This window comes from Geodermatophilus telluris, from assembly GCF_900102745.1.
Classification (GTDB): domain Bacteria; phylum Actinomycetota; class Actinomycetes; order Mycobacteriales; family Geodermatophilaceae; genus Geodermatophilus; species Geodermatophilus telluris.
Window position 1 is genome coordinate 734,117 of the sequence record NZ_FMZF01000001.1, and the last position, 23,072, is coordinate 757,188.

Genomic DNA, 23,072 nt, shown 5'->3' on the forward strand with positions numbered 1-23,072 from the left:
GGCGCACGGGACACCGCGGTCCCACGCGAGGAGGCACCCATGGCCGACCGGCCCACCGTCACGTCGGACTTCTACGACCTGGAGGCGCTGCTCGACGACCAGGACCGGGAGACGCTGCACCGCGTCCGCGCGTTCATGGACGACGAGGTCGAGCCGATCATCAACCAGTACTGGACCCGCGCGGAGTTCCCCCGCCAGCTCATCCCCCGGCTGGCCGAGCTCGGCATCGCCGGCGCCCAGTACTCCGGCTACGGCTGCCCCGGCCGCTCCGCGCTCTTCGACGGCATGGTGGCCATGGAACTCGGCCGCGGCGACCCCTCGGTGGCCACCTTCATGGGCGTCCACGGCGGGCTGGCCATGGGCACGCTGCAGCTGTGCGCCTCCGACGAGCAGAAGGAGCGCTGGCTGCCGGCCATGGCCCGGATGGAGCTCATCGGCGCCTTCGGCCTCACCGAGCCCGAGCACGGCTCCGACGTCGCGCGCGGCATCCAGACCACCGCCCGGCGCGACGGGGACGAGTGGGTCCTCGACGGGCACAAGAAGTGGATCGGCAACGGCAGCTTCGCCGACCTGGTCGTCATCTGGGCCCGTGACGTGGACACCGACCGGGTGCTCGGCTTCGTCGTCGAGGCACCGGCGCCCGGCTTCTCCGCCGTCGACCTCGAGGACAAGATCGCCCTGCGCGCGGTGCAGAACGCGCTGATCACCCTCGACGGCGTCCGGGTGCCGGAGGAGAACCGGCTGCAGAACGCGAACAGCTTCCGCGACACCGCCAACGTGCTGCGGGCGACGCGGGTGAGCGTGGCCTGGTCGGCGGTCGGCTGCTCCCGGGGCGCCTACGAGCACGCGCTGCGCTACGCGATGGAGCGCGACCAGTTCGGCCGGTCGATCACCTCCTTCCAGCTGGTGCAGGACCTGCTGTTCCGGATGCTCGGCAACATCACCGCCTCGGCGGCGCTGTGCGCCCGCGCCTCGCAGCTGCAGGACTGCGGCATGCTGCGCGACGAGCACGCCTCCATGGCCAAGGGCTACTCGACGATGCGGATGCGCGAGACGGTCGGCTGGGCCCGCGAGCTGATGGGCGGCAACGGCATCCTGCTGGAGAACCACGTGGGCCGGTTCGTGGCCGACGCGGAGGCCATCTACTCCTACGAGGGCACCCGCGAGGTGAACAGCCTCATCGTCGGCCGCGCGATCACCGGCACCAGCGCGATCGCGTGAAGGACCTCCTCGCCCCCCACCACTCGCGAGCTCGCGGCAGGCCCTGCGAGGAGGCCACCTGATCGGCAGGGAGGTCCGTCACCTGCCGTCCCACCAGCCGGCGGCGGCCTCCCGCGGGGTGCGGCCGTCGGCCACGGCACGGTTGAGCCGGATCAGGTCGATCGTCGTCAGCTGGGCGCTGACCGCGTCCAGCGCGGCGGTCAGCCGGTCGCCGGCCTCCTCGGCCACCGCGGTGCGCACGACGGGCACCACGTTCTCGCGCGGCTGCAGCGAGCGGTCGTCCCGGAGCAGCAGCAGCGCGGTGTCGACCAGGTGCGGGTCGGTGGTCTCCAGCATGCCGACGTCGATCTGGCCGGTGAGCAGCGCCTCCACGGTGGCCGCCCGCGAGGGCATGCTGCGCACGGCGGCGAACCGCAGCCCGTAGACCTCCTGCAGCCCGGGCAGGCAGAAGGGCCGCTCGGGACACTCGGGCGGCGCGCCGAAGACCAGGCCGGGGGCCAGCGCGGCCAGCTGGGTGAGGGTGGTCATGCCCTCGCGCACGGCCAGCTCGGTCCGGACGACGATGCCGTTCTGGTCCTCGGCCGCCGCGGCCGCCAGCACCGTCAGGCCGCGGGGCGCCAGCGTCCGGGCCAGGGCCTCGCGCAGCACGGCGGGGTCGTCGCTGGCCGACCCGGCGCCGGGCCGGAGGAACTCCGACGCCGTCCCGAGGTAGTCGACGACGAGGTCGACCACGCCCTGCTCCAGCGCCGGGAGCACCACCTCGCGGGTGCCGATCCCGTGCTGCACCGAGACCTCGATGCCGGCCCGCCGCAGCGCCTCGGCGTACACCTCGGCCAGGGCCTGGTTCTCCGGGAAGTCGTAGGAGGCGAGGACCACCGCGCCGTCGGCCCGCGGGGTCGGACCGGCGTCGGGGTCGGTCGCGCCGCAGCCGCCCAGCGCGGCCAGGACGGCGAGCAGGGCGACGGCCAGGACGGCGGGGAGCGGGCGGGGACGCACCACGGCGGACCTCCCGAGGAGGCGGTGCCCCGCGGCGGGCAGGGCGGGGGCCACGCTAGCCCGGGACCAAGGTCGATGGTCGGCGGGACGCATCGGGTGCAGCATCAGCCGGCATGGCGGCCACGGCACGGGCACCGGCGACCGGGCCCCCCGCACCACGGGCACCGGCGACGGGACCGGTGCCGGCCGCGCCGCGGCCGGACCTGCCGCCCATCCGGCGCGTGCACCGCCGCCGCCGGCCCTCCGGCGAGCCGCCGCCGCTGCCGCGGCACCTCAGCGCCTCGGGCCGGTGGTGGGTGGCGCTCAGCGGCGTCGTCGTCCTCAGCGGGGCCGTCGTGGTCCTCACCGGCAGCGTGGCGCTCGTCGACCTGGCCGACACCCGCGTGCTGCAGGCGCTCGCCGCCACCCGCTCCCCCGGCCTGAGCCGGGTGGCGGAGGTGACGGGCGTCCTCGCCACCGGCCGGGCGATCCACCTGCTCTGGCTGGTCAACCTGCTCGTCCTGGCCGTGTTCCGGCGCTGGCGGCACCTGTTCGTCTGGATGGGCGTCGGCCTCCTGGTCATCCAGACCGCCGCCACCGCCGCCGCCACACTGCAGCGCCCGCGGCCCTACGAGGTGGCGGTGCTCGGGCCCTGGTCGGGCTTCTCCATGCCCTCGGTGCCGATGGCCGCGCTGGCCGCCTTCGCCGTCAGCACGCTGTACTCGCTGGTGCCCGCGGGCCGCCGCCGCAACGCCGGCAAGTGGGTGGTGTGCGGCCTGCTGCTGGTCACCGCCGCCTCCCGGCTCTACCTGGCACAGGACCACCCCACCGACGTCCTCGCCGGCGTCGTCCTCGGCGTCACCCTCCCCCTGGCCGCGTTCCGCCTGCTGACCCCCAACGAGGTCTACCCCGTCGTCTACCGGCGGGGCAGCCCGGCGCACCTGGACGTGTCCGGCGCCCGCGGGGAGGCCATCACCCGCGCGCTGCAGGACCAGCTCGGCCTGGTCGCCACCGCCGTCAAGCCCTTCGGCCTGGCCGGCTCGGGCGGCTCGACGCCGCTGAAGATCACCGTCAAGGCCGGCGACGCGGCGGAGGAGGAGGAGAGCTGCGTCTTCGGCAAGCTCTACGCCGCCACGCACGTGCGCTCCGACCGGTGGTTCAAGCTCGGCCGCACCCTGCTCTACGGCCGGCTCGAGGACGAGAAGCCGTACCACAGCGTGCGCCGGCTGGTGCAGTACGAGGACTACGTGCTGCGGCTGCTGTCCGACGCCGGGCTGCCCGTGCCGCACCCCCTGGGCATCGTGGAGATCACCCCCGAGCGCGAGTACCTGCTGGTCGCCGAGTTCCTCACCGGCGCCCGGGAGATCGGCGACCCCGAGGTCGTCGTGGACGACGCGGTCATCGACCAGGGCCTCGCCGTCGTCCGGAGGCTGTGGGAGATCGGCGTCGCCCACCGCGACGTCAAGCCGGCCAACGTGATGGTGCGCGACGGCACGCTCTACCTCATCGACTCGGCGTTCGCCGAGGTGCGCCCCAGCCCGTGGCGGGAGGCCGTCGACCTGGCCAACATGATGCTGGTCCTGGGGCTGCGCACCGACGCCGCACGGGTGTACGCCCGGGCCCGGCTGTGGTTCTCCGACGAGGAGATCGCCGAGGCCTTCGCGGCCACCCGCGGGCTGACCATGCCCTCGCAGCTGCGCCGGATGCTGCGGGCCCAGGGCCGCGACCTGCACGCGGAGTTCCTCCGGCTGCTGCCCTACCGGCTGCCGCCCGTGCGCATCCAGCGGTGGACCTGGCGCCGGGCCGGGCTGAGCCTGGTCACCGCGGTGGTGCTGCTGCTCATCGTCGCCGTCGGCGTCGACCTGCTCGGGTCGCCGCTGTGACCCGGTCGAGGCGGACCGCCGCCGCGGCCGCCCTGCTCGCCGCTCCCCTGCTGGCCACCGGCTGCGGCGGCGACACCAGCGTGAGCGACGAGCTCCCGGCGTGCGCGAGCGGCGACGACGCCACCGCCGCGCACGGCGTGGTGCTCATGGCCCAGGCGGTGCCGACGGCGACCTGGCTGCCGTGCGTGGAGAGCGTCCCGGTCGGCTGGACCTTCACCGGCCTGGACGCGCACTCCGGCGCCGCGCGGTTCTGGCTGGACTCCGACCGCGACGGCGCGCACGCCATCGAGGTGCAGCTGGACGCCGACTGCGACACCACCGGGGCGACCGAGATCCCCAGCGAGCGCGAGGGGCTGCGCCGCTTCGAGCGGGTGGAGCAGGTGAGCCCGCGCTTCCTGGGCGAGCGCTACTACGTCTTCCCGGGAGGCTGCCTCACCGTCGTCTTCCGGCTGTCCGGGGACAACCGGGGCGAGCCGCTCGCCCTGGCCACCCAGAGCCTGGGCGTCGTCAGCCGCGAGGACCTGGCCGCGCAGGTGCACGAGGAGAGCGGCGGGCGGCTGCAGCTCGACCCGCCCGCCGCGGAGGGGGACCCGTCATGACCGCCGTCGCCCCGCAGGCCCCGCCCGCGCGACCGCCCCGGGGCCGGCCGCTGTGGCGCCGGGTGCTCCCGCCGCTGTTGTCCCTCGCGCTGGTCGTCGCCGTCTTCGTGTGGTTCCTGCCGCAGTTCACCAGCCTCTCCGACGTCTGGTCGGCGGTGCGCGGCATGTCCTGGACGGCGCTGGCCCTGCTCGGCCTGGCCGCGGTGTGGAACCTGGCCACCTACCAGTTCGTGATGGTCGCGACCATGCCGGGCCTGCGGCTGCGCGAGGCGACGGTGTCGACCCTGACCACCACGGCGGTGTCCAACACCGTCCTCGGCGGCGCGGCGCTGTCGCTGGGGCTGACGTACGCGATGAACTCCTCGTGGGGCTTCTCGCGGTCGCGCACGTCGGTCTCGCTGCTGCTGTCGGGGCTGTGGAACAACTTCGCCAAGCTGGCCCTGCCGGTGGTGGCCCTCGTGCTGCTGGCCCTCACCTCCGCCGACCCCGGTCCCGGCCGGGTGGCCGCCGGGCTGGCCGGTGTCGCCGGGCTGGTCGCCGCGGTCGTCGTCCTCGGCCTGCTGCTGCACAGCCGGGAGGGCGCGGCCCGGATCGGCACCGCCAGCGGACGGGTGGCCTCGGCGCTGGTCCGGCCGTTCGGGCGCCCGCCGGTGACCGGCTGGGACCGGGCCACCACCAAGTTCCGCGACCGCACCGCGCTGCTGCTGCGGGCCCGCTGGCACTGGCTGACGCTGACCACCCTCGTCAGCCACCTGTCGCTGTTCGCCGTGCTGGTGGTCGCGCTGCGCGCGGTGGGCGTGTCCGCGGCGCAGGTCGGGGTGGTGGAGACGCTGGCGGTCTTCGCCTTCGCCCGGCTGCTCACCGCGATCCCGTTCACCCCGGGCGGGCTGGGGGTGGTCGAGCTGGCGCTGATCACCGGCCTGTCGGCGGCCGGCGGCGACCGGGCGCTGGTGGCGGCGGCGGTGCTGGTCTTCCGGGGGCTGACGTACGTGCTGCCCATCCCCCTCGGCATGGGCACCTACCTGTTCTGGCGGCACAACCGCTCGTGGCGGCGGGAGCCCAACTCCGCTCCGCGCACGGAGCTGGTGCCGGAGACGGCGTGACCGGCCGCGCGGGCACCCGCCCGCGCGCCCCGGTCGTGCGGCGCGGCCGCGACGCCGCCCTGGCCGCGGCCGGCGCGCTCGTGCTGGTCCTCGCCGCGCTCCCGGTCGAGCGCACGAGCGTGCCCGCGGCCGAGGCGGCGGTGTTCCACGCGGTCAACGGGGTGGCGCTGGTGCCGTTCGTGCTCGTCTGGCCGGTCATGCAGCTGGGCAACGTGCTGGTGGTCCCGGCGAGCGCGCTGGTCGCCGCGGCGCTGCGGCACTGGCGCCTGGCGGCCGGGCTGCTGCTCGCCGGCGCCGGCACCTACCTGGCCGCCAAGGGCATCAAGGACGTCGTGGTGCGCGGCCGCCCCGACGGGCTGCTCGACGGCGTCGTCGTCCGCGGGGCCGCCGCCCGGGGCCGCGGATTCCTCTCCGGCCACGCCGCCGTCGTGACCACCGTGCTGACCGTGGCCTGGCCGTGGCTGGGCCACCGCGCCCGGGTCGCCGGCGTGGCCGCGGCGACGGCGGTCTGCCTCGCCCGGGTGTGGGTCGCGGCACACCTGCCGCTGGACGTCGTCGGCGGCGTGGGGCTCGGCCTGCTGGTGGGCGGCGTGGTGCTGCTGCTCGTCGGCCGCCCGCCCTGACCCCGTCCCCCTGCCGGTCGCCGGGACCTGTGCTTGAGTGGCGTGGGCCACGCACGCGAGCTGGAGGAGTCCGGGGATGACCAGCACCGCCCCCCGTCCGACGCAGGACCGCCCCCGTCGGCGGCCGGTCGCCGCCGAGCAGACGGAGGCCACCGAGCCGGCGTCCGAGGCCGTGATGGGCCTGGACATGGTGCTCGTCGACGGTGCCCGCGGTCCGCTGCGGCGGATGGTCCCGCCGGCCCGCACGGTGGGCCGGCTCGGGGCCGCGCTCGCCCGCAAGCCCGACGTCGTGGCCCGCCGCTCCGGCGCGCTGGTCCGCGAGCTGGGCGGCATCCTCCGGGGCAGCTCGGAGATCGCCCCCAACCCGAAGGACCGCCGCTTCGCCGATCCCGCCTGGACGGGCAACCCGCTGCTCAAGCGGGTCATGCAGGCGCACATCGCCGCCGCGCAGACCGCCGCGGAGCTGGTCGAGGCCGCCGACCTCGACTGGCAGGACGACGAGCGCATCCGCTTCACGCTGACCAACGTCGTCGACGCCCTCGCGCCCAGCAACAGCCTGCTCAACCCGCTGCTGTGGAAGGCGGTCATCGACACCGGCGGCCGCAACGCGGTCAGCGGCGTGCGCCGGATGGTCAGCGACCTGGTGTCCCCGCCGCGGGTGCCCTCGATGGTCGAGCCCGACGCGTTCGCCGTGGGCGAGGACCTCGCCGTCACCCCCGGCGCGGTGGTGCTGCGGACCGACGTCTTCGAGCTCATCCAGTACCGGCCGACCACCGAGCGGGTGCGCAGCGTGCCGCTGGTGATCGTGCCGCCGACGATCAACAAGTACTACGTCACCGACCTCGCGCCGGGCCGCAGCATCGTGGAGCACTACGTCTCCGCCGGCCAGCAGGTGTTCATGATCAGCTGGCGCAACCCCGACGAGCGGCACGCCGAGTGGGGGCTGGACGCCTACGGGCAGGCCGTCCTCGACGCCATGGACGCCGCCGAGCGGATCACCGGCAGCGAGCAGGTGGCCCTGCAGGGCTTCTGCTCCGGCGGCATCATCCAGGCGATGGTGCTCGCCCACCTGGCGGCCACCGGCGCGCTCGACCGGGTGGCGGCCAGCAGCTACGCCGTCACCGTCCTCGACTGGTCGCACGCGGGCACCATCGGCGCGCTGATGGACGAGAACGCGGTCCGGGAGGCGACGGAGAAGTCGCGGCAGAAGGGCTACCTCGACGGCGCGACCCTGGCCGAGGTGTTCGCCTGGCTGCGCCCCAACGACCTGGTGTGGAACTACTGGGTCAACAACTACCTGCAGGGCAAGCCGCCGCCGGCCTTCGACATCCTCTACTGGAACGCCGACACCACCCGGATGACCGCGGGCCTGCACCACGACTTCATCGAGGTCTCGATCGGCAACCTGCTCACCAAGCCCGGCGCGGCGACCATGCTCGGCTCGCCGGTCGACCTGTCCGCGATCGACGTCGACGCCTACGTCACCGCCGGGATCGCCGACCACCTGTGCCCCTGGCAGTCCTGCTACCGGACGACGCAGCTGCTCGGCGGGCGCAGCCGGTTCGTGCTGTCCACCGCCGGCCACATCGCCTCGCTGGTCAACCCGCCGAGCAACCCGAAGGCGTCCTTCCAGGTGGCCCCGTCCACCCCGGCCGACCCGGAGGAGTGGCTGGCCGCGGCCGGCAAGGAGAAGGGCTCCTGGTGGCCGGACTTCATGGCCTGGCTGGGTGAGCGGGCCGGCGAGGAGGTCCCGGCGCCGGAGTCGCTGGGCAGCGCCGACTTCCCGGTCCTCGTCGACGCGCCGGGGACGTATGTCTTCGACAAGTGACCCGGCGGCGACCCCGGCCGGGCGGCGGCCCCGGCCCGGCCGGGAGACCGTCCGGACGCTGACCGTCGGGGGCCGCACGCTGCGGGTGGCCGAGCGCACGGGGGACGGCTCGCGCCCGCCGCTGGTGCTGATGAACGGCATCGGCGCCAGCCTGGAGGTGCTGCAGCCCTTCGTCGACGCGCTCGACCCGCGCCGCACCGTCGTCCGCTTCGACGTCCCGGGGGTGGGCGGCTCGCCGCCGCCGGTGGTGCCCTACGTGCTGGCCACGCTCACACCGGTGGTGTCGTCGCTGCTGCGCCGGCTGGGCCACGAGGACGAGGTCGACGTCCTCGGCCTGTCGTGGGGCGGCGGGCTGGCGCAGCACTTCGCCGTCCAGCACCGCCGCCGGTGCCGGAAGCTGGTCCTGGCCGCCACGGGCACGGGGTCGCTGATGGTGCCGGCGCACCCGCGGGTGCTCTCGCACATGCTCACGCCGCGGCGGCACCGCGACGCGGGCTACGCCACGCGGGTGGCCGGGGAGCTCTACGGCGGCACGGTGCGCTCGGACCCGGAGCGGGCGGCGCGGGCGCTGCACGCGCACAGCCGGCTGGGTCCGCGGCGCGGCTACTACTACCAGCTGGCCGCGAGCGCGGGCTGGAGCAGCCTGCCGTTCCTGTCGCTGATCCGGCAGCCCACGCTCGTGGTCGCCGGCGACGACGACCCGATCATCCCGTCGGTCAACGCGCGGATCCTGGCGCGCGGCATCCCCCGCGCGCGGCTGCACCTCTACGGCGGCGGGCACCTGGCGCTGGTCACCGAGGCGGACGAGCTGGCGCCGGTGGTCGACGCGTTCCTCGACGAGCCGTGACGCGGGGCCGTTAGAACCCGCAGGCCACCCCGCCGTCGACGAAACCGCGCCGGAAGTCGTCGACCAGCTCGAAGCCCGACAGCCTCGCCACCGGGACGACGGCCGGCTCGGTGGCGTACCGCAGCAGCACGACGGCGGCCTCGTCGACGTCGCCCGGCGAGATCTCGACGTCCAGCCCGTCGACCGCGCCCCGGTGCACCTCGCGGACCAGCCAGCCCGTCGCGCACACCGAGGCCGTGACGGCGGCGGCGTCGTCGACGGACAGGCCGCGCTGCTCGCGCACGGCCATCGCGTAGGGCAGGCCGAGCAGCGTGGGGACGGCGAAGTCGCCGACCTCCACGTACGCGGGTTTGACCAGGTCGCCGCCGTCGTAGCGCACCGAGTCGTCCCCCGGGCAGTACTGCAGGTCCCGCTCGTCGCCCGTCCCGCCGCACACCGCCCCGGCGCCGTCGGCGGCGCGCAGCTCGGGGGCGTCCAGCACGCCACCGAGCGGGTCGGTGCCGGGGAAGCCGCGGGTGAGCGCCTGGTCCCAGAACGCGGTGAGCAGGTCGTCGGTGTTCGCGACGACCTCCTCGTAGGGCAGGTCGCCGCCGGTGGCCGCCTCGTCGCCGTCGAACTCCTCCTCGGTGTAGAGCCGCGAGGAGTCGAACGCCGCGCACGCCGCCGGGCCGTCGGCGTAGCCCTCCTGGAACGCGGAGAGCTGGTCGAACACCGAGCCGTGCGCGTCCTCGGCGTCGGGCGAGGAGCCCACCTCGTCGCCGAAGTACACGTAGCCCAGCAGGTAGGGGTCGAGCTGCTCCGCGCGGACGGCGAAGTGCGCCGACTCGCCGCGCACCACCCACTGCGTCCACGCCCCGGCGAAGCACTCGGCCTGCGTCTCGGCGACGATCGAGGGGTCCTCGAGGCCGGCGTGCGCCTGGACGGCGTGCGCGATCTCGTGCGCCACGATCTCGGCCACCACGAAGGGCCCGTAGTCCTCCGCCAGCCCCGTCATCCACGCCCGGTCGTAGACCACGAGGTCCTCGTCGGGGCAGTAGTAGGCGTTGTCGGCCAGGTCCTCGACGTCGTCGGAGAAGCAGGGGCCCTCCGGCAGGTCGGCGGGGTCGGTCTCGGCGGGGTCGATGGACCAGAACCCGCCGTCGACCGGGCCGAACGGGCCGCCGAACACCTCGGGGTAGGTGGCGTCCCAGTAGCTGAGCACGTCGGCGAGCGCGTTGCGGGCGATCCGGTCGGTCTCGTCGCCCTCCTCGGCCAGGTGCACGGTGAGGTCGGCGTCGGTGGCGTCGGTGCGCACGCCGCCGGCCGGGCTCGCGACACCGACGACCACGGTGCTGCAGCCGGTCGCGGTGAGCGCGAGGGTGAGCAGCGCCGCGGCGGCGGGGGGACGGACGCGCACGGCTCCCCCTCGGGTCGGGCGGACGGCGCGGTCGGCGTCCGGGTCGCAGGACGGGAGGCTGCCCCGGCGCCGCCGCCCGGTCAACGGGGGCGCGCCCCGCTCAGGCCAGGCAGTACACGACGCAGCCGCTGGCCGCGCCCCCGAGGGGGTGCACCACGAAGCCACGCACCCGCAGCAGGTCGAGCAGCGCCGCGTTGAGCACCTGCTGGACGTCGACGTCGGCGTCCGCGCCGTGCACCTGGTCGACGCTCATCCGGTCGTGCTGGCGCCAGCCGGCCACCACGCCACCGAGCCCCGGCTCGACCGCGAGGCACACCCCGCCCAGGGCACCGCGGGGGCCCGTGGCGTCCCACAGCGGCAGGCCGGACTCGGCGAGCGCGGCGGTGACCTCGACCAGGAGGGTGACCATCGGGTCGTCGTCGTCGAGGTCGGCATCCCACTCCTCGGGCAGCCGGTCGAGCTGCTCGCCGAGGTGGGCCAGCCACGCGGAGTCCTGCGCGGAGACCCGCCGGAGCACCGTGCCGTCGGCGCGCAGCGTGCCGTGCAAGGCACGGGCGGACCCGTCCAGGTCGGCGGCCAGCGCCGCGCACAGGGCGTCGGTGCGGGCGGGGAACGGCCCGGCCACCGCGTACAGCCCCGGCCGGTCCTCCGACCCGTCGACCAGCCACCACGCCGTCGCGCCCTCGGTGCCGGCGACGCGCCGGCCGGCCGGGTGCGCGGCCACGCCCACCGCGGTCCGCCCCGCCGGGAGGGCCTGGCCGCCCCCGTCGGTCCGCGCCGCGTCGCCGGCCGCCGCAGCGGCGGCCGGACCCGCACCACCGGCCGGACCCGCCGGGCCGGTGGGGGCCGGCCGGCCCGCACCGGCGGCCGGGCCGGCGCCGGAGCGGGCGCCGGCCGGCGACCGCACGGCGTTCCGCTCGAACTCGTAGCGGGCCGTCGAGCTGCGACCGAGGACGACGACCAGCCCGGCCAGCACCAGGAACCCCACGACGGCGACCACCGGCCACACGACCAGCTCGACGAGCCCCGCCGGCACCACCGGGGTCACCACGCGCACCAGGAGCGCTGCGGGCCGGCACCCCAGCCGGCGGCCCGGTGCACCCACGTCCGGACCCGGCCGAGCGGGTCGGCGGGGCGGTGGTCGGACGCCGGAGCGTCGCCGGCGGGGTCGAGGCCGAGGAGGTCGAGCAGGTCGACCAGGGCCAGGCCGTCCAGGGGCAGGCCGTCCTCGTTCGCGGTGGCCGGGCGGCGCGCCAGGAGGGAGGGGGCGCTCACGCCGGTCACGCCCCGCCGCGGACGACGCAGCCGCCGGCCACGCCACCCAGGGTCTCGACGTCGAACCCGCGCACCAGCAGCACGTCGCCCAGCGCGGTGTTCATCACCCGCTGCACGACGGCGTCGGTCTCCGCGCCGTGCACCTGGTCCACGCTCATCCGGTCGTGCTGGCGCCAGCTGACCACCACGCCGTCCAGCGCGGTCTCCACGGCCAGGCAGGCCCCGCCCAGCGCGCTGCCGGCGCCGGTCGCGTCCCACAGCGGCAGGCCGGACTCGGCGAGCGCGGCGGTGACCTCGACCAGCAGCGTGGTCAGCGGGTCGTCCTCGGCCAGGGCGCCGGCGCCGTCCTCGGGCAGCCGGTCGAGCTGGTCGCCGAGGTGGGCCAGCCACGCCAGGTCCTCCGGCGAGGGCCGGCGGTGCAGGCCGCCGTCGGCGCGGCGCACGCCGTACACCGGTCGCACCGGCTCGTCGTCGTCGCCGCGCAGGGCGGCGGCGAAGCCGGCGCCGGAGCGGTCCGGGAACGGGCCGGCGACGAGGCGGTCGGGGCCGTCCTGGCCCTCGACCACCAGCCACCAGCCCAGGCGCACCTCGTTGTCGAGGCGCAGTCCACTGCTGCGGAGTGCCACGTGATCCACCGTTCATCCCGTCCTTGGGGCCGCCGTAGGGGAAGTGCGGCGGCACCCGCCACCGCCGGTGAGGGCGGCGCGAGTGAGGGAAGTGTGGAGTCCGGCGGGGTCCGCGGGACGCGCCGCGGCACCCGCTGGGACGGCACGTGTTCGTATCGTTGTGGAGCCGCTCCCCCAGGTCGGTGACCTGCCCCTGGAAACGCCCACATGTCGACCAGGACGGCCCGGTCCGAGCGTGCAGGTCTGCCGAGAGGCGCCGCTGACCTCGGCGGACCCCGCCGCGACGGCGCGCCGCGGCCGGGAGGACCTGCGGCGCCGTCCGCGACGCGCTGGCGGCGGTCGGTGCTCCCGGAGTAGAAACGGCACCTGTCCGGGGGCCGGTGCCGGCGGACCCCGGCCCGGCGAGAGGTGGCGCGGGCATCGTGAACGCGGAACAGGAGCGCCGGGCACCGGCGGGGGTCCTCGTCATCTTCGGCGCCTCGGGCGACCTCACCGCCCGCAAACTGCTGCCGGCGCTCGAGCAGCTGGCCGACCAGGGCGCGCTGACCCCCGAGGTCGTGCTGGTCGGGGTGGCCCGGACGCCGATGTCCGACGGCGAGTTCCGCGACTACTGCCGGCAGCGCGCGCCCGGTGACGGCGGCGAGCGGTGGCACGCGCTCACCGAGACCGCCCGCTACGTCGCCGGGGGCTACGACGACCCGGCCACCTACGCCCGGCTGGCGGAGGTGCTCGAGGAGTGCGACCGCGCCCACGGCACCGCCGGCAACCGCGTCTACTACTTCTCCACCCCGCCGCGGCTGTTCGGCCCGATCGCGCTGAGCCTGGGCAAGGCGGGGCTGAGCCGGCCGGACGACGGCGAGTCGGTGCGCGCCGTCATCGAGAAGCCCTTCGGCTGGGACGAGGACAGCGCGCGGGAGCTGTACGCCGACCTGACCACGGCCTTCAGCGAGGAGCAGATCTTCCGGATCGACCACTACCTGGCGAAGGAGACGGTGCAGAACCTGCTCGCACTGCGCTTCGCCAACTCGATCTTCGAGCCGATCTGGAACCGCACGTGGGTCGACAACGTGCAGATCACCGTCGCGGAGACCCTCGGCGTCGGCGAGCGCGGTGGCTTCTACGAGACCACCGGCGCGATGCGCGACATCGTGCAGAACCACGTGCTGCAGGTGCTCTCGCTGTTCCTCATGGAGCCGCCGACGTCGTTCCACCCCGAGGCGATCCGGGACGAGAAGGTCAAGCTGCTGCGCGCGATCCGGCCGCTGGACGAGGAGGCCGAGATCGCCGCCAACGCCGTCCGCGGCCAGTACACCCGCGGCGGCACGCGCGAGGACCTGATGGCCGGCTACCGGGAGGAGCCGGGGGTCGACCCGCTGAGCTCCACCGAGACGTTCGTGGCGATGCGGCTCGACATCGACAACTGGCGCTGGACCGGCGTCCCCGTCTACGTGCGCACCGGCAAGCGGCTGCCCGCGCGGGTCACCGAGGTGGTCATGCAGTTCCACCAGCCGCCGCAGCTGCCGCTGTTCCCGGGGCCGTCCTCCGAGCTGGAGCCCGACGCGCTCGTCGTCCGCGTGCAGCCCGACGAGGGGCTGAGCCTGCGCTTCGGCGCCAAGGTGCCCGGCCACGCGTTCCGCGTGCAGAAGGCGTCGATGGACTTCTCCTACAGCAGCTTCACCGAGCAGTCCCCCGACGCCTACGAGCGGGTCATCCTCGACGCGCTGGTCGGTGACCCGACGCTGTTCATCCGCGCCGACGAGGTGGGCCGGTCCTGGCGGATCGTCGACCCGGTGCTGCGGTTCTGGGCCCAGGACGACCGGCCGATCCCGCTGTACCAGGCGGCCACCTGGGGCCCGCCCGAGGCGAACGCCCTGGTCACCCGCGACGGCCGCAACTGGCGCCTGTCGTCCTGACCGGTCGCCCCGGTCAGTCGTCCCCGCCGCCGACCCCGAGGGCGGCGCGCACGTCGTCGAGGGCGGCCGCGAGGGCGGCCGCGCCGTCGGCGGTGAGGCGGTCACGGCGCTGGAGGTCGTCGAGCCGCTCCTCGAGGTCGCCGACCTCCCGGCCGGCCTTCTCGGCGTCCCCGCGGGCCACCGCCTCCTCGATGTCGCGGACGCGGCGGTCGACGTCGCGGAGTCCCTGCTCGGTCAGGGCGCCGGAGGTGGTGGCGCCGTCGACGGTGGCGCGCAGGCCCGCGAGGGCGGTCGGCACCGGGTCGGCGGCCGGCGCCGGCGCCGGCGCCGGCGTGGGCGTGGGCGCCGGGGTCGTCGGCACGACGGACGAGGTCGGGGCCGGCGCGGGAGCGGGGGTGCTGGCCACGGCGGTGGTCGGGGCCGCGGTGGTGGTCGTGGGGGCGGCGGCCGGCGTCGCCGGGTCCTCCCCGGAGCCGGCCAGCACGGCCGCCCCGGCCACCGCGAGCACCGCGATCCCCCCGCCGAGGGCGGCGAGCAGGCGCCGCGGCCGTCGCCGCGGGGCGTCGCCGGCCGCGGGACCGGCGACGGTGGGCAGCACCAGCGTCGCGGAGCTCCCCGGGCCGGCCGCGGCGGGGAGGGCCCCGGCTGTGGCACCGGCGAGGGCGCCGGCGACCGCCGCGGCGGACGGCCGGGCGGCGGGGTCCTTGTCGAGCATCCGGGCCAGCAGGCGGTCGAGCGCGGCGGGGGTCTCCGGCCGCAGGGACGCCGCGGACGGCGCCGGCGCGTGCAGGTGCTGGGCGAGCACCGCCGCGCCGTCGGCGTCGAAGGGCGGTCGGCCGGTGAGCAGGGTGAACAGGGTCGCCCCGAGTCCGTAGAGGTCGGCCGCGGGCCCGGCCGGCGCACCCGCGATGACCTCCGGTGCCAGGAACGGCATGCTGCCCATGACCAGCCCGGTGCCGGTCAGCGAGGTGCTGGTGGCGTCGGTGAGCCGGGCGATGCCGAGGTCCAGCAGCAGGCACGACCCGTCGGCGGCCAGCGCCAGGTTGGCCGGCTTCACGTCCCGGTGCACGATGCCGGCCCCGTGCGCGGCGGCCAGCGCCTCGGCGACCTGCCGGCCGTAGCGGGCGACGTCGTCCACCGGCAGCGGCCCGTCGCGGCCGACCAGGGTCAGCAGGTCGGGGCCGGGGAGCAGCGGCATCACCAGCCAGGCCGCGCTGGCGTCGACGCCGAAGTCGAAGACGCTGACGACGAACGGGTGCTCGAGGGCGGCCAGTGTCTGCGCCTCGCGACGGAAGCGGGCCGTCCCGGCGGTGTCGGCGACGGTGAGGTCGAGCACCTTGACCGCGACCCGGCGGCCGAGGACGGCGTCGGTGGCGGCGTAGACCGTGCCCATGCCGCCGCGTCCGAGCACGCTGTCGAGGCGGTACCGCCCGCCCAGCGTCCGCGCGTCCACCCGCACTCCCGTCGTCCCCGGCACGTCCATCGGCTCCGAGCATGCCTGCCGCGGACGGCGGACCGCCGGACGCAGCGCCGGTGCGCGTCCGGGCGCTCAGACCTCCAGGACCGCGCCCCGGTCGGTCGGCCGGCCCACGCCGCGGCCCAGCGGCGTCTTCTCGCCGGCCTCGACGGCCAGCGGGAGGCGGTTCTCGGCGGGGGGCGTCGGGCAGGTGGCCAGGTCGGTGTAGGCGCAGGGCAGGTTGGCCGCCCGGTTGAGGTCGACGAGCACGGAGCCGTCGGCGTCCGGCGGGGGCAGCTGCAGCGACCGGAAGGCGTAGGTGGTGCGGCCGGAGGTCTCGTCGGAGAAGAGGACCGACAGGGCGCCGGGGGTGTGGCCGGGGAAGGCGGTGAGCGACAGCTGCCGGCCCTCGAGCTCGAACTCGATCCGCCCGGGGGCGTCGTAGACGTGCTGCACGCCCTCGAGGACGCCCGGGACCGGCGTCGGCCGCGGCGCGTCGAAGGCGACGAACCGACCCGGCACCGCCCAGCGGGGGTCGGCGGGGTAGGCGGGGGTGCCCGGGTACCCGAGGCGCAGCGGCGACCGCGGGTCGCGCAGCCGGACGACGTAGCGGCCGCCGCGCTCGGCGACCTCGACGGCGGTGTCGCCGGAGGTGCTCAGCACGCTCTCGCGGAGGCCCAGGTGGCCGAAGACGTGCTCACCGGTGACCGGGGTCCCGTCGACGACGAGCTGCTCGCCGTCGGCCAGGGTGACGACGACCCCCTGCTCGCCGGCCGACCAGAGACCCGGCGCGCCGGGCACGGCGGTCGGCTGCTCGTCCAGCCACACCAGCGCGGTGACGGCGAGGAAGCCGTGCGGGGAGGCGAGGACGGCCTCCTTCTGCCGGTGCCACTCCTCCCACTCCTGGGCGAAGGTGCCGGTCCCGGGGACGGTGGCGGTCATGGGGTACCTCCAGGTCGGGTCGTCGGACGGTGGGGCCTGCCGGGGACAACCGGCGGGACGGCGCCCCTCTTCCGCCCGGGTCAGACCTCGTCCAGCCGCTGCACGCCGGCCGCGTGCCGGCGGGCGAGCTCCTGGTAGATCGACGGGTTGCCGTCGACCCACACCGCGGCGCCCTCCGACAGCGGGCCGCGCACGCGCGCGGGAGCGCCCACGGCGAGCACCTCGTCGGGCACCTCCATGCCCGGCGGCACGAGGCTGCCGGCGCCGACGAGCGCCCGGCGGCCGATGCGGGCGCCGTCCTGCACGGTGGAGCCGTTGCCGACCAGCGCCTCGGCGCCGATGACGCACCCGTGGACGACGCAGACGTGCCCGATGGTCGCCCCGGGACCGATCTCGGTGACCGGGTCCTCGCCGCCGTGCAGCACGGAGTTGTCCTGCACGTTGGCCCCGGCGCGGACGACGATCCGGCCGAAGTCGGCGCGCAGCACCGCGCCGTACCAGATGGACGCGCCGGCCTCGACGACGACGTCGCCGACCAGCGTCGCCGTGGGCGCCACCCACGCGTCGGGGTGCACCTGGGGGGATCGGCCTTCGAAGGAGAAGAGCGGCACGGTCGGGCAGCGTAGGCACGCCGTCGTGAGGGCCAGGACCCGGCAGCCGGCGACCGTGGGCGGCGATGGTCGTCGGCCCTGCGGCGTGCCGCGACGACAGCGGTCTGCTCGAGCAGGTCCGCAGCCGCCGACGCTCTCGCCGTGACTCAGCCGTCGGTGGGGTCTCCCGTCTGGGGCTCGACGGGAGCTGCGTCCTCCGCGTCGGCCGTCTGGGTGACGGTGGGCGCGTTGATCGCGAGCGACAGCGCGGCGGCGTCCCCACCGTCGCCGCCATTCCCGCCGTCCTCGCCGTCCTCACCCGCGCCGCCGTCGCCGCCGGCACCTGCCGCACCGCCGGTCGCACTCGCGGCTCCGGAGGTCGCGTCGCCGGTGGTGGCGGTGTTCGCGGCCTCGGCGGTCCCCGTGACGGCGACGGCGGTGGCCGTCTGGTCGATGGTGGGGGTGTTCACCGCCGCGGAGACCGCGGTCGCGTCCCCGCCGTCCCCGCCGTCCCCGCCGTTGCCGGCGCTGGCGTCGAGCTCGATGCTCTGATCACCGTCGCCGCTGTTCGGTGAAAACTGCTGGGTGATCGGGCCGGTGGTGATCGTGCCGCCGGTGCTGTCGGCGCCCCCGTCGCCCCCGGCTCCGCCGTTGCCGCCAGCAGCCTCCGCGCTGCCCGACGTGGCGTCCCCCGTGGTGGCGGTGTTCGCGGCCTCGGCGGTCCCCGTGACGGCGACGGCGGTGGCCGTCTGGGTGACGGTGGGGGTGTTCACCGCCAGGGACTCCGCGGTCGCGTCCCCGCCGTCCCCGCCGTCCCCGCCGTTGCCGGCGCTGGCGTCGAGCACGATGCTCTGGTCGCCGTCGCCACTGTTCGGCCGGTCCCGCTGGGTGATCGGGCCGGTGGTGATCGTGCCGCCGGTGCTGTCGGCGCCCCCGTCGCCCCCGTCGCCGCCGTCCCCGCCGGTGGCGGTCACGCCACCTGCCGTCGCGTCGCCCGTGGTGGCGGTGCTCGTGGCATCGGCGGTCCCCGCGAGGGTGACGGCGGTGGCCGTCTGGGTCACGGTGGGGACGTTCAACGCCAGGGACACCGCGGTCGCGTCCCCGCCGTCCCCACCGTCCCCGCCGTTGCCGGCGCTGGCGTCGAGCACGATGCTCTGGTCACCGTCGCCACTGTGCGGCAGGTCCTGCTGCATGGTCGGGCCGGTGGTGATCGTGCCGCCGGTGCTCCCCGTGCCGCCGGCTCCTCCGCTGCCTCCGGCACCGCCGGCGGCGGTCGCGTCACCGGAGGTCGCGTCGCCGGTGGTGGCGGTGTCCGTGGCCGTCGCGTCCCCGGTGAGGGCGAAGGCAGTCGTCGTCTGGGTGACGGTCGGGACGTTCACCGCCAGGGACACCGCGGTCGCGTCCCCGCCGCCCCCGCCGGCTCCGCCGTTCCCGGCGCTCGCGTCGTAGACGACGACCTGGTCCCCGTCACCACTGTGCGGGAGATCGAGTTGGATGATCGGCTTTCGGCTGATCGTCCCGCCGGTGCTGTCCATACCGGCTCCGGTGTCGACGACGACGGTCTGGACGCCCTCGCCGCTGTGCGGCAGGTCCCGCTGGATGACGCGCGGTGTCGTCGAGCCGGTGGCTCCACCGGGAGGGGCGGCGAGCGCTTGCATCGAGCCGCCGAAGACCAGCGCGCCGGCCAGGAGGGTCGCCGCCGACGCCCGAACGGCCGTCCGAGAAGCCATGATCCGCCCTCCGTCGTGCACGTCCTGCGAGGAGGACCCGGCCCACGGCCGGCGAGACACGCCCCTGATGAGCGCGCCGGTGGCGCGTAGCGGTGACCGTAGGGGCGACGACGAGGAGGCCGACAGGGACCAAGTGCCCGGCATGACCGAAGGCCGCGCTGGTGTGGACCCGTTGCAGACCGTGGGGATGCAGGTCGTCCCTCGGGGTGCAGAGTGCCGACCCGCACGTCCACGGTGGGCCCCGTGGGGATCGAACCCACAACCGCGGATGAAGGTCTCGTCGGACGTGACAGGCAGTGGCGCCGGACTCTCCCGTCAACCGTGACCGTGGCACACCGCCACGGGCTGGGACCGAGCGGACCGACGGGCGGTTCGACTGTCGCAGCCGCACGAGGACGGTCACGGTCCGCTGTGAGCTGGACACCCGCCACCGCCACGGCGGTTGAGCCGCCAGCAGCGACGACAGGGGCGACCTCCGCCTGCTCGGCCTCGCTCGCGCGAGGGACGCGCCGCCGGTGCAGGACCCATACGGTCCCTGGTCGACCGCCGCAGGACAGGACTCAGCTCTGAGGGAGCACCGGTGACCGCACGTCGCGCCATGGCCCTACTGGGGCTTGCCGCTGTCTTGACGGCGACGGTCTTCGTGGCTGTACCGGTACAGGCCGTCACCGCGAGCGGAGGCTCGAGCTGCGGGACCGTGTTCGGCGGAAGCGAGACGATCTACGTACAGGCTTGCATGCAGGCCCGTGTCGAGCGGTGGCTGTACGTCGTGCCCATGACTCTCGCTGGGTTGGTCGCCTTCACCTACGGCGTCGCGGGTCGACGCCCGCGCCGGTCGGTCAACTGAGCATGAGGGGCGCCGTGCGAGAGCTCATCGCCATCGGCTTGATCGCGTTCGCGCTGACAGCGTGCGCCGAGGAGTCGTCGCCGGCGAGCAGGTACCAGGAGGAGCAGGAGTTCCTCGATGAGTACCTCCGCTGCACTGACGCTGAGACGGGCGCGATCATCGAAGACCGCCACGACGACTGCCACCTGGACGGCTGAGTCGCGAAGCACCATCGTCGTGGGCTCGTCCCGCTGGGTCGTCCCGACGATGACGGATGTGCCGCGGGGAGCTCACCGGTGACCGGAGGCGACGCGACAACCGGCCGCCCAGCAGGACGTGCTGCTCAGCACGGTGGGCCCCGTGGGGATCGAACCCACAACCCGCGGATTAAAAGTCCGCTGCTCTGCCAGTTGAGCTAGAGGCCCGCGCCGTCGAGTCTCCCAGACCGGCCGAGGTCACCGCCCGCGGCGAGCCGCCCGGCGCCGGTCGGCACGGCGTCCTCACAGCACGTCGAAGGCCACCAGCAGGAGCAGGGTCAGCAGGGCCGAGACCAGGAGGCTGCCGAGGCAGCCGAGCCGGCTGGAGAAGAGGAAGAACACCGACCGGGGGTGCCCCCGGCCCACCGGCCGGAACCCTCCGTCACCGGAGAACCGCCCGACCGGAGAGGAGCACCCGATCAGGCGATCGCCACGGGCACGCCCGGCTACGTAGCGTCATCGTCAGCGCGGCGGACCACCGCCCGCGCGCCAGACCCCGGTCCGGCCGCCCGATCCCCCCGGGTGGCCGGACCGGTTCCACGTCGGGGGCCGCTCAGCAGGCCCGGTCGACCAGTGCCGCGAGCTCGTCCCGGTCCGCCTGGTCCATCGGCAGGTCCACCGGCACCTCGTCGTCGTCCCCCACCTGCAGGCCGAGCAGGAACAGGTAGGGCTGCTTGGCCTCGGCGAGGGCGTGCGGGTCGCAGCGGGCCATCGTGAAGCGCAGCCCGACCTCCAGGGTCGACTCCCCCGCAGCCAGCGTCCGGGGCAGGTCGGCGTCGGCGGAGTAGTGCACGTTGCCCTCCAGCCGCGTCACGGTCACCGGCCGGTCGTCGTCGCCGGCGCGGGTGAGGGTCAGCGTCCCGGTCACCGCGTCCCCGTCCGGGGTCAGGCCGCGCACGTCGGCCGCCGCGACGGCGAGGACGGTCCGCGCCGCGCACTCCTCGTCGTGGATCCGGGTCAGCACCTCGGCCGACAGCGGCACCCGCAGCTGCTCGGTGCGCCCGTCGGGGCGGACGACGGTCAGCCGGGCCGCCGCGGGCTCGGCCGCCCACCCGCAGTCGGCCTCGCCGTACGGCGCGGGGACGTCGAAGGTCCGGCCGGGCGGGACCTCGACGTCGACCGGCCGGTCGGGCAGCGGCGCGAAGCCGGGCGACTCGAGGGCCACCGAGGTGACGGTGAACGGCTCGGCGCCGGTGCCGGTGACGGTCACCTGCACCTGGCCGCCGACGGCCTCGTCGGTGCGCCACTGCCGCACCTCGGCCTCGATCCCGGGGACGGCGGGCACCGACGGGCCGGTCGGCAGCGCCGGGCCGCTGGAGGGCGCCGAGGCGGTCGGGGGTGCCGGGGCGGGCGCGGTGCCGGAGGCCTCGGAGCACGCGGCGCACAGCAGGACGGCGAGCACCACCGCCGTCCGCCGCATGCCGCGGCAGCGTAGGCGCTCGCGGCGGCTACTGGTGCCGGCTGGGCAGCCGCGCCATGACGCGGCCGGCCTCCATCCGGACCTCGAGCTTCTCCTGCGGGTTGGCCGCCGGCCCGCGCCGCGGCTCGCCGCTGTCCAGGTCGAAGGCCGAGTCGTGCCACGGGCAGACGAGGCAGGTGTGCCCGCGGACCTCCTCGACGCTGCCCTCGTACAGCGGCCCGGCCAGGTGCGAGCAGGCGCCGACGAAGACGTCGACCCGCCCACCGCGGCGGACGACGGCCAGCGGGGCGGCCACCCCGCTGCCTCCTGCGGTGCGCAGCGCCGGCCGGCCCTCGGGCAGGTCGTCGAGCGGGCCGAGGTCGATCCAGTCCGACGTCAGCGAGCGGGCCGCCGTCGCCGCGTGCGAGGCGCCCGAGGACTGCGCGTAGGACATGTGCCCGCCGACGGCGGCCGAGCCGGTGGCGATCCCCAGCCCGGCGTAGGCCAGGACCCGGCCGAGGGTGCCGCGCCCCTGCGCGCGGGCCACGAGCGAGCCGACGTAGAGCCCCAGGGCCACGGTGTTGGACACCGCGTGCAGCGCGCCGAGCCGGCGGACGCCGATCTCCTGCTCCGACCAGTCCGCCGCCCCGGCCATCGCGGCGGGCACCGAGACGGCGACCCCGGTGCCGATGAGCACGGTCGCGGCCGGCCGCAGCGGCGGGATGGCGTCGAGCAGGCCGGCCGAGGCCCAGCTGCCGACGGGCACCTGCACGAGGACGGGGTGCAGCGGGTGGCCGAGCCACGTCCCGTGCAGGGCGTCCTTGACCACCCCCGGCTTGAGCACCGCCTGCACGCCCTTGCGGGCCGACTCGATGGCCCGGTCGAAGGTGTTGACGTCCGCGAGTCGGTCGAGGATCCCCATCAGGCTCATGCGCGGCCCCTACCCGCCCGGAGCAGCGGTGATGCCGCCGGGACGTGGTGGATCACACACCCTCCGTGCCGACTGTCAGCGAGTACACAGTTCGCCGACGGGGAAGTGTCAGCGACCGGCGAGAAACTGCTCGCCGACCGGTCGGAGAAGCGAGACGCTGGACGCCTGGAGGGAGTTGCCGTGACCTGCCCGTCGCTGTCCCGCCCCGTGGCGGTCGCCGATCTCGTCGGCGACCTCGCCGCGCGCGTGCGCTCGGACGACGGAGTCGGCCAGTTCTCCCGGTTCGTCCTGGTCGGCGGGTTCTCCAGCGCCGTCTACGGCGTGCTGTTCGTCCTGCTCCGCGGGCTGGGCGAGGTGCCCGCCAACCTGGTCGGCGCGGCGCTGTCGTCGGTGCTGGCCAACGAGCTGCACCGCCGGCTGACCTTCCGCGCCGGTGAGCGCGTGAGCTGGTTCGCCGCGCAGTGGGAGGGCGGCGCGCTCGCCCTCGCCGGGATGCTCGCGACCAGCCTGGCGCTCACCTGGTTCAACTCCACGGTCGCCGATCCCCCCGTCGTCGCCGAGATGCTGGTCATCGCCGCGGTGACCGCGACGATCGGCACGCTGCGGTTCCTGGCGCTGCGCTGGGTCTTCCGCCCGCGCCCCGTCTGAGTCC

General features: G+C 75.7%; 22 protein-coding genes and 1 tRNA gene. 10 read left to right on the forward strand and 13 right to left on the reverse strand.

Annotation, left to right across the window (positions count from 1 at the left end; all coding sequences use genetic code 11):
• Positions 1-39: 39 nt before the first annotated feature.
• The gene (locus tag BLQ97_RS03585) at positions 40-1,221 is read left to right on the forward strand and encodes an acyl-CoA dehydrogenase family protein (protein ID WP_091363218.1); all 1,182 of its coding nucleotides are present in this window, start codon (positions 40-42) and stop codon (positions 1,219-1,221) included.
• A gap of 78 nt (positions 1,222-1,299) precedes the next feature.
• Here the strand turns inward: BLQ97_RS03585 and BLQ97_RS03590 are convergent, their stop codons facing one another.
• Positions 1,300-2,220: an ABC transporter substrate-binding protein gene (locus BLQ97_RS03590; RefSeq protein ID WP_245691769.1), complete on the reverse strand. Its 921-nt coding sequence runs from the start codon at positions 2,218-2,220 to the stop codon at positions 1,300-1,302.
• A gap of 218 nt (positions 2,221-2,438) precedes the next feature.
• Between BLQ97_RS03590 and BLQ97_RS03595 the strand changes: the two genes are divergently transcribed.
• The 6 genes from BLQ97_RS03595 (at position 2,439) to phaZ (ending at position 9,079) form a co-directional block, all read left to right on the forward strand.
• Positions 2,439-4,079, forward strand: a complete 1,641-nt coding sequence (locus BLQ97_RS03595) for a phosphatase PAP2 family protein (RefSeq protein WP_245691770.1) — start codon at positions 2,439-2,441, stop codon at positions 4,077-4,079.
• A complete protein-coding gene (locus BLQ97_RS03600; protein ID WP_245691771.1) occupies positions 4,076-4,678 on the forward strand; it encodes a hypothetical protein in 603 nt (200 codons plus the stop codon). The genes BLQ97_RS03595 and BLQ97_RS03600 overlap by 4 nt, the downstream gene beginning before the upstream one ends.
• Positions 4,675-5,781 carry a lysylphosphatidylglycerol synthase transmembrane domain-containing protein gene (locus BLQ97_RS03605; RefSeq protein WP_091363222.1) on the forward strand — a complete coding sequence of 369 codons (1,107 nt, stop codon included), beginning with the start codon at positions 4,675-4,677 and terminating at the stop codon, positions 5,779-5,781. Before BLQ97_RS03600 ends, BLQ97_RS03605 begins: the two co-directional genes overlap by 4 nt.
• The gene (locus tag BLQ97_RS03610) at positions 5,778-6,404 is read left to right on the forward strand and encodes a phosphatase PAP2 family protein (protein ID WP_091363224.1); all 627 of its coding nucleotides are present in this window, start codon (positions 5,778-5,780) and stop codon (positions 6,402-6,404) included. Before BLQ97_RS03605 ends, BLQ97_RS03610 begins: the two co-directional genes overlap by 4 nt.
• A 76-nt stretch (positions 6,405-6,480) precedes the next feature.
• On the forward strand, positions 6,481-8,232 hold the full coding sequence (locus tag BLQ97_RS03615) for a PHA/PHB synthase family protein (RefSeq protein ID WP_091363226.1): 1,752 nt from the start codon (positions 6,481-6,483) through the stop codon (positions 8,230-8,232).
• Positions 8,216-9,079 (forward strand): poly(3-hydroxyalkanoate) depolymerase, encoded by an 864-nt coding sequence (gene phaZ / locus BLQ97_RS03620; protein WP_091363228.1) that lies wholly within the window; start codon positions 8,216-8,218, stop codon positions 9,077-9,079. The genes BLQ97_RS03615 and phaZ overlap by 17 nt, the downstream gene beginning before the upstream one ends.
• 10 nt (positions 9,080-9,089) lie before the next feature.
• On the opposite strand, the gene BLQ97_RS03625 is transcribed toward phaZ, so the two are convergent.
• The 4 genes from BLQ97_RS03625 to BLQ97_RS03640 all read right to left on the reverse strand — a co-directional run bounded on the left by BLQ97_RS03625 (position 9,090) and on the right by BLQ97_RS03640 (position 12,376).
• A complete protein-coding gene (locus BLQ97_RS03625) occupies positions 9,090-10,475 on the reverse strand; it encodes a neutral zinc metallopeptidase (RefSeq protein ID WP_091363230.1) in 1,386 nt (461 codons plus the stop codon).
• 100 nt (positions 10,476-10,575) lie between these two features.
• Positions 10,576-11,523 (reverse strand): hypothetical protein, encoded by a 948-nt coding sequence (locus tag BLQ97_RS03630; protein ID WP_139173430.1) that lies wholly within the window; start codon positions 11,521-11,523, stop codon positions 10,576-10,578.
• Positions 11,520-11,750 carry a hypothetical protein gene (locus tag BLQ97_RS03635; protein ID WP_139173431.1) on the reverse strand — a complete coding sequence of 77 codons (231 nt, stop codon included), beginning with the start codon at positions 11,748-11,750 and terminating at the stop codon, positions 11,520-11,522. Before BLQ97_RS03635 ends, BLQ97_RS03630 begins: the two co-directional genes overlap by 4 nt.
• 5 nt (positions 11,751-11,755) lie before the next feature.
• Positions 11,756-12,376, reverse strand: a complete 621-nt coding sequence (locus tag BLQ97_RS03640) for a hypothetical protein (RefSeq protein ID WP_091363236.1) — start codon at positions 12,374-12,376, stop codon at positions 11,756-11,758.
• Positions 12,377-12,798: 422 nt separating this feature from the next.
• On the opposite strand from BLQ97_RS03640, the gene zwf reads away from it, so the two are divergent.
• Complete coding sequence (zwf, locus tag BLQ97_RS03645; protein ID WP_217637019.1) at positions 12,799-14,289, forward strand: glucose-6-phosphate dehydrogenase; 1,491 nt, start codon at positions 12,799-12,801, stop codon at positions 14,287-14,289.
• Positions 14,290-14,302: 13 nt separating this feature from the next.
• Here the strand turns inward: zwf and BLQ97_RS03650 are convergent, their stop codons facing one another.
• From BLQ97_RS03650 to BLQ97_RS22845, 4 genes are all read right to left on the reverse strand, one after another.
• Positions 14,303-15,772, reverse strand: a complete 1,470-nt coding sequence (locus BLQ97_RS03650) for a serine/threonine-protein kinase (RefSeq protein WP_091363238.1) — start codon at positions 15,770-15,772, stop codon at positions 14,303-14,305.
• 66 nt (positions 15,773-15,838) lie between these two features.
• Positions 15,839-16,687, reverse strand: a complete 849-nt coding sequence (locus BLQ97_RS03655) for a DUF1684 domain-containing protein (protein WP_091363240.1) — start codon at positions 16,685-16,687, stop codon at positions 15,839-15,841.
• A gap of 80 nt (positions 16,688-16,767) precedes the next feature.
• Complete coding sequence (locus BLQ97_RS03660; RefSeq protein ID WP_091363243.1) at positions 16,768-17,298, reverse strand: gamma carbonic anhydrase family protein; 531 nt, start codon at positions 17,296-17,298, stop codon at positions 16,768-16,770.
• 146 nt (positions 17,299-17,444) lie between these two features.
• Positions 17,445-19,007: a hypothetical protein gene (locus BLQ97_RS22845; protein WP_175471570.1), complete on the reverse strand. Its 1,563-nt coding sequence runs from the start codon at positions 19,005-19,007 to the stop codon at positions 17,445-17,447.
• Between the two features lie 861 nt (positions 19,008-19,868).
• Here BLQ97_RS22845 and BLQ97_RS03675 point away from each other — a divergent pair.
• Complete coding sequence (locus tag BLQ97_RS03675) at positions 19,869-20,051, forward strand: hypothetical protein (protein ID WP_139173433.1); 183 nt, start codon at positions 19,869-19,871, stop codon at positions 20,049-20,051.
• 134 nt (positions 20,052-20,185) lie between these two features.
• Here the strand turns inward: BLQ97_RS03675 and BLQ97_RS03680 are convergent.
• From BLQ97_RS03680 to BLQ97_RS03690, 4 genes are all read right to left on the reverse strand, one after another.
• Positions 20,186-20,258, reverse strand: a tRNA-Lys gene (locus tag BLQ97_RS03680).
• 75 nt (positions 20,259-20,333) lie between these two features.
• Positions 20,334-20,456: a hypothetical protein gene (locus BLQ97_RS24135; protein WP_281181360.1), complete on the reverse strand. Its 123-nt coding sequence runs from the start codon at positions 20,454-20,456 to the stop codon at positions 20,334-20,336.
• 187 nt (positions 20,457-20,643) lie between these two features.
• The gene (locus BLQ97_RS23575; RefSeq protein ID WP_217637020.1) at positions 20,644-21,510 is read right to left on the reverse strand and encodes a hypothetical protein; all 867 of its coding nucleotides are present in this window, start codon (positions 21,508-21,510) and stop codon (positions 20,644-20,646) included.
• 28 nt (positions 21,511-21,538) lie between these two features.
• Positions 21,539-22,420, reverse strand: a complete 882-nt coding sequence (locus BLQ97_RS03690) for a Rieske (2Fe-2S) protein (protein ID WP_091363254.1) — start codon at positions 22,418-22,420, stop codon at positions 21,539-21,541.
• Positions 22,421-22,600: 180 nt separating this feature from the next.
• Here BLQ97_RS03690 and BLQ97_RS03695 point away from each other — a divergent pair, with 180 nt between their 5' ends.
• Positions 22,601-23,068 (forward strand): GtrA family protein, encoded by a 468-nt coding sequence (locus tag BLQ97_RS03695; protein ID WP_245691772.1) that lies wholly within the window; start codon positions 22,601-22,603, stop codon positions 23,066-23,068.
• Positions 23,069-23,072 lie beyond the last annotated feature (4 nt).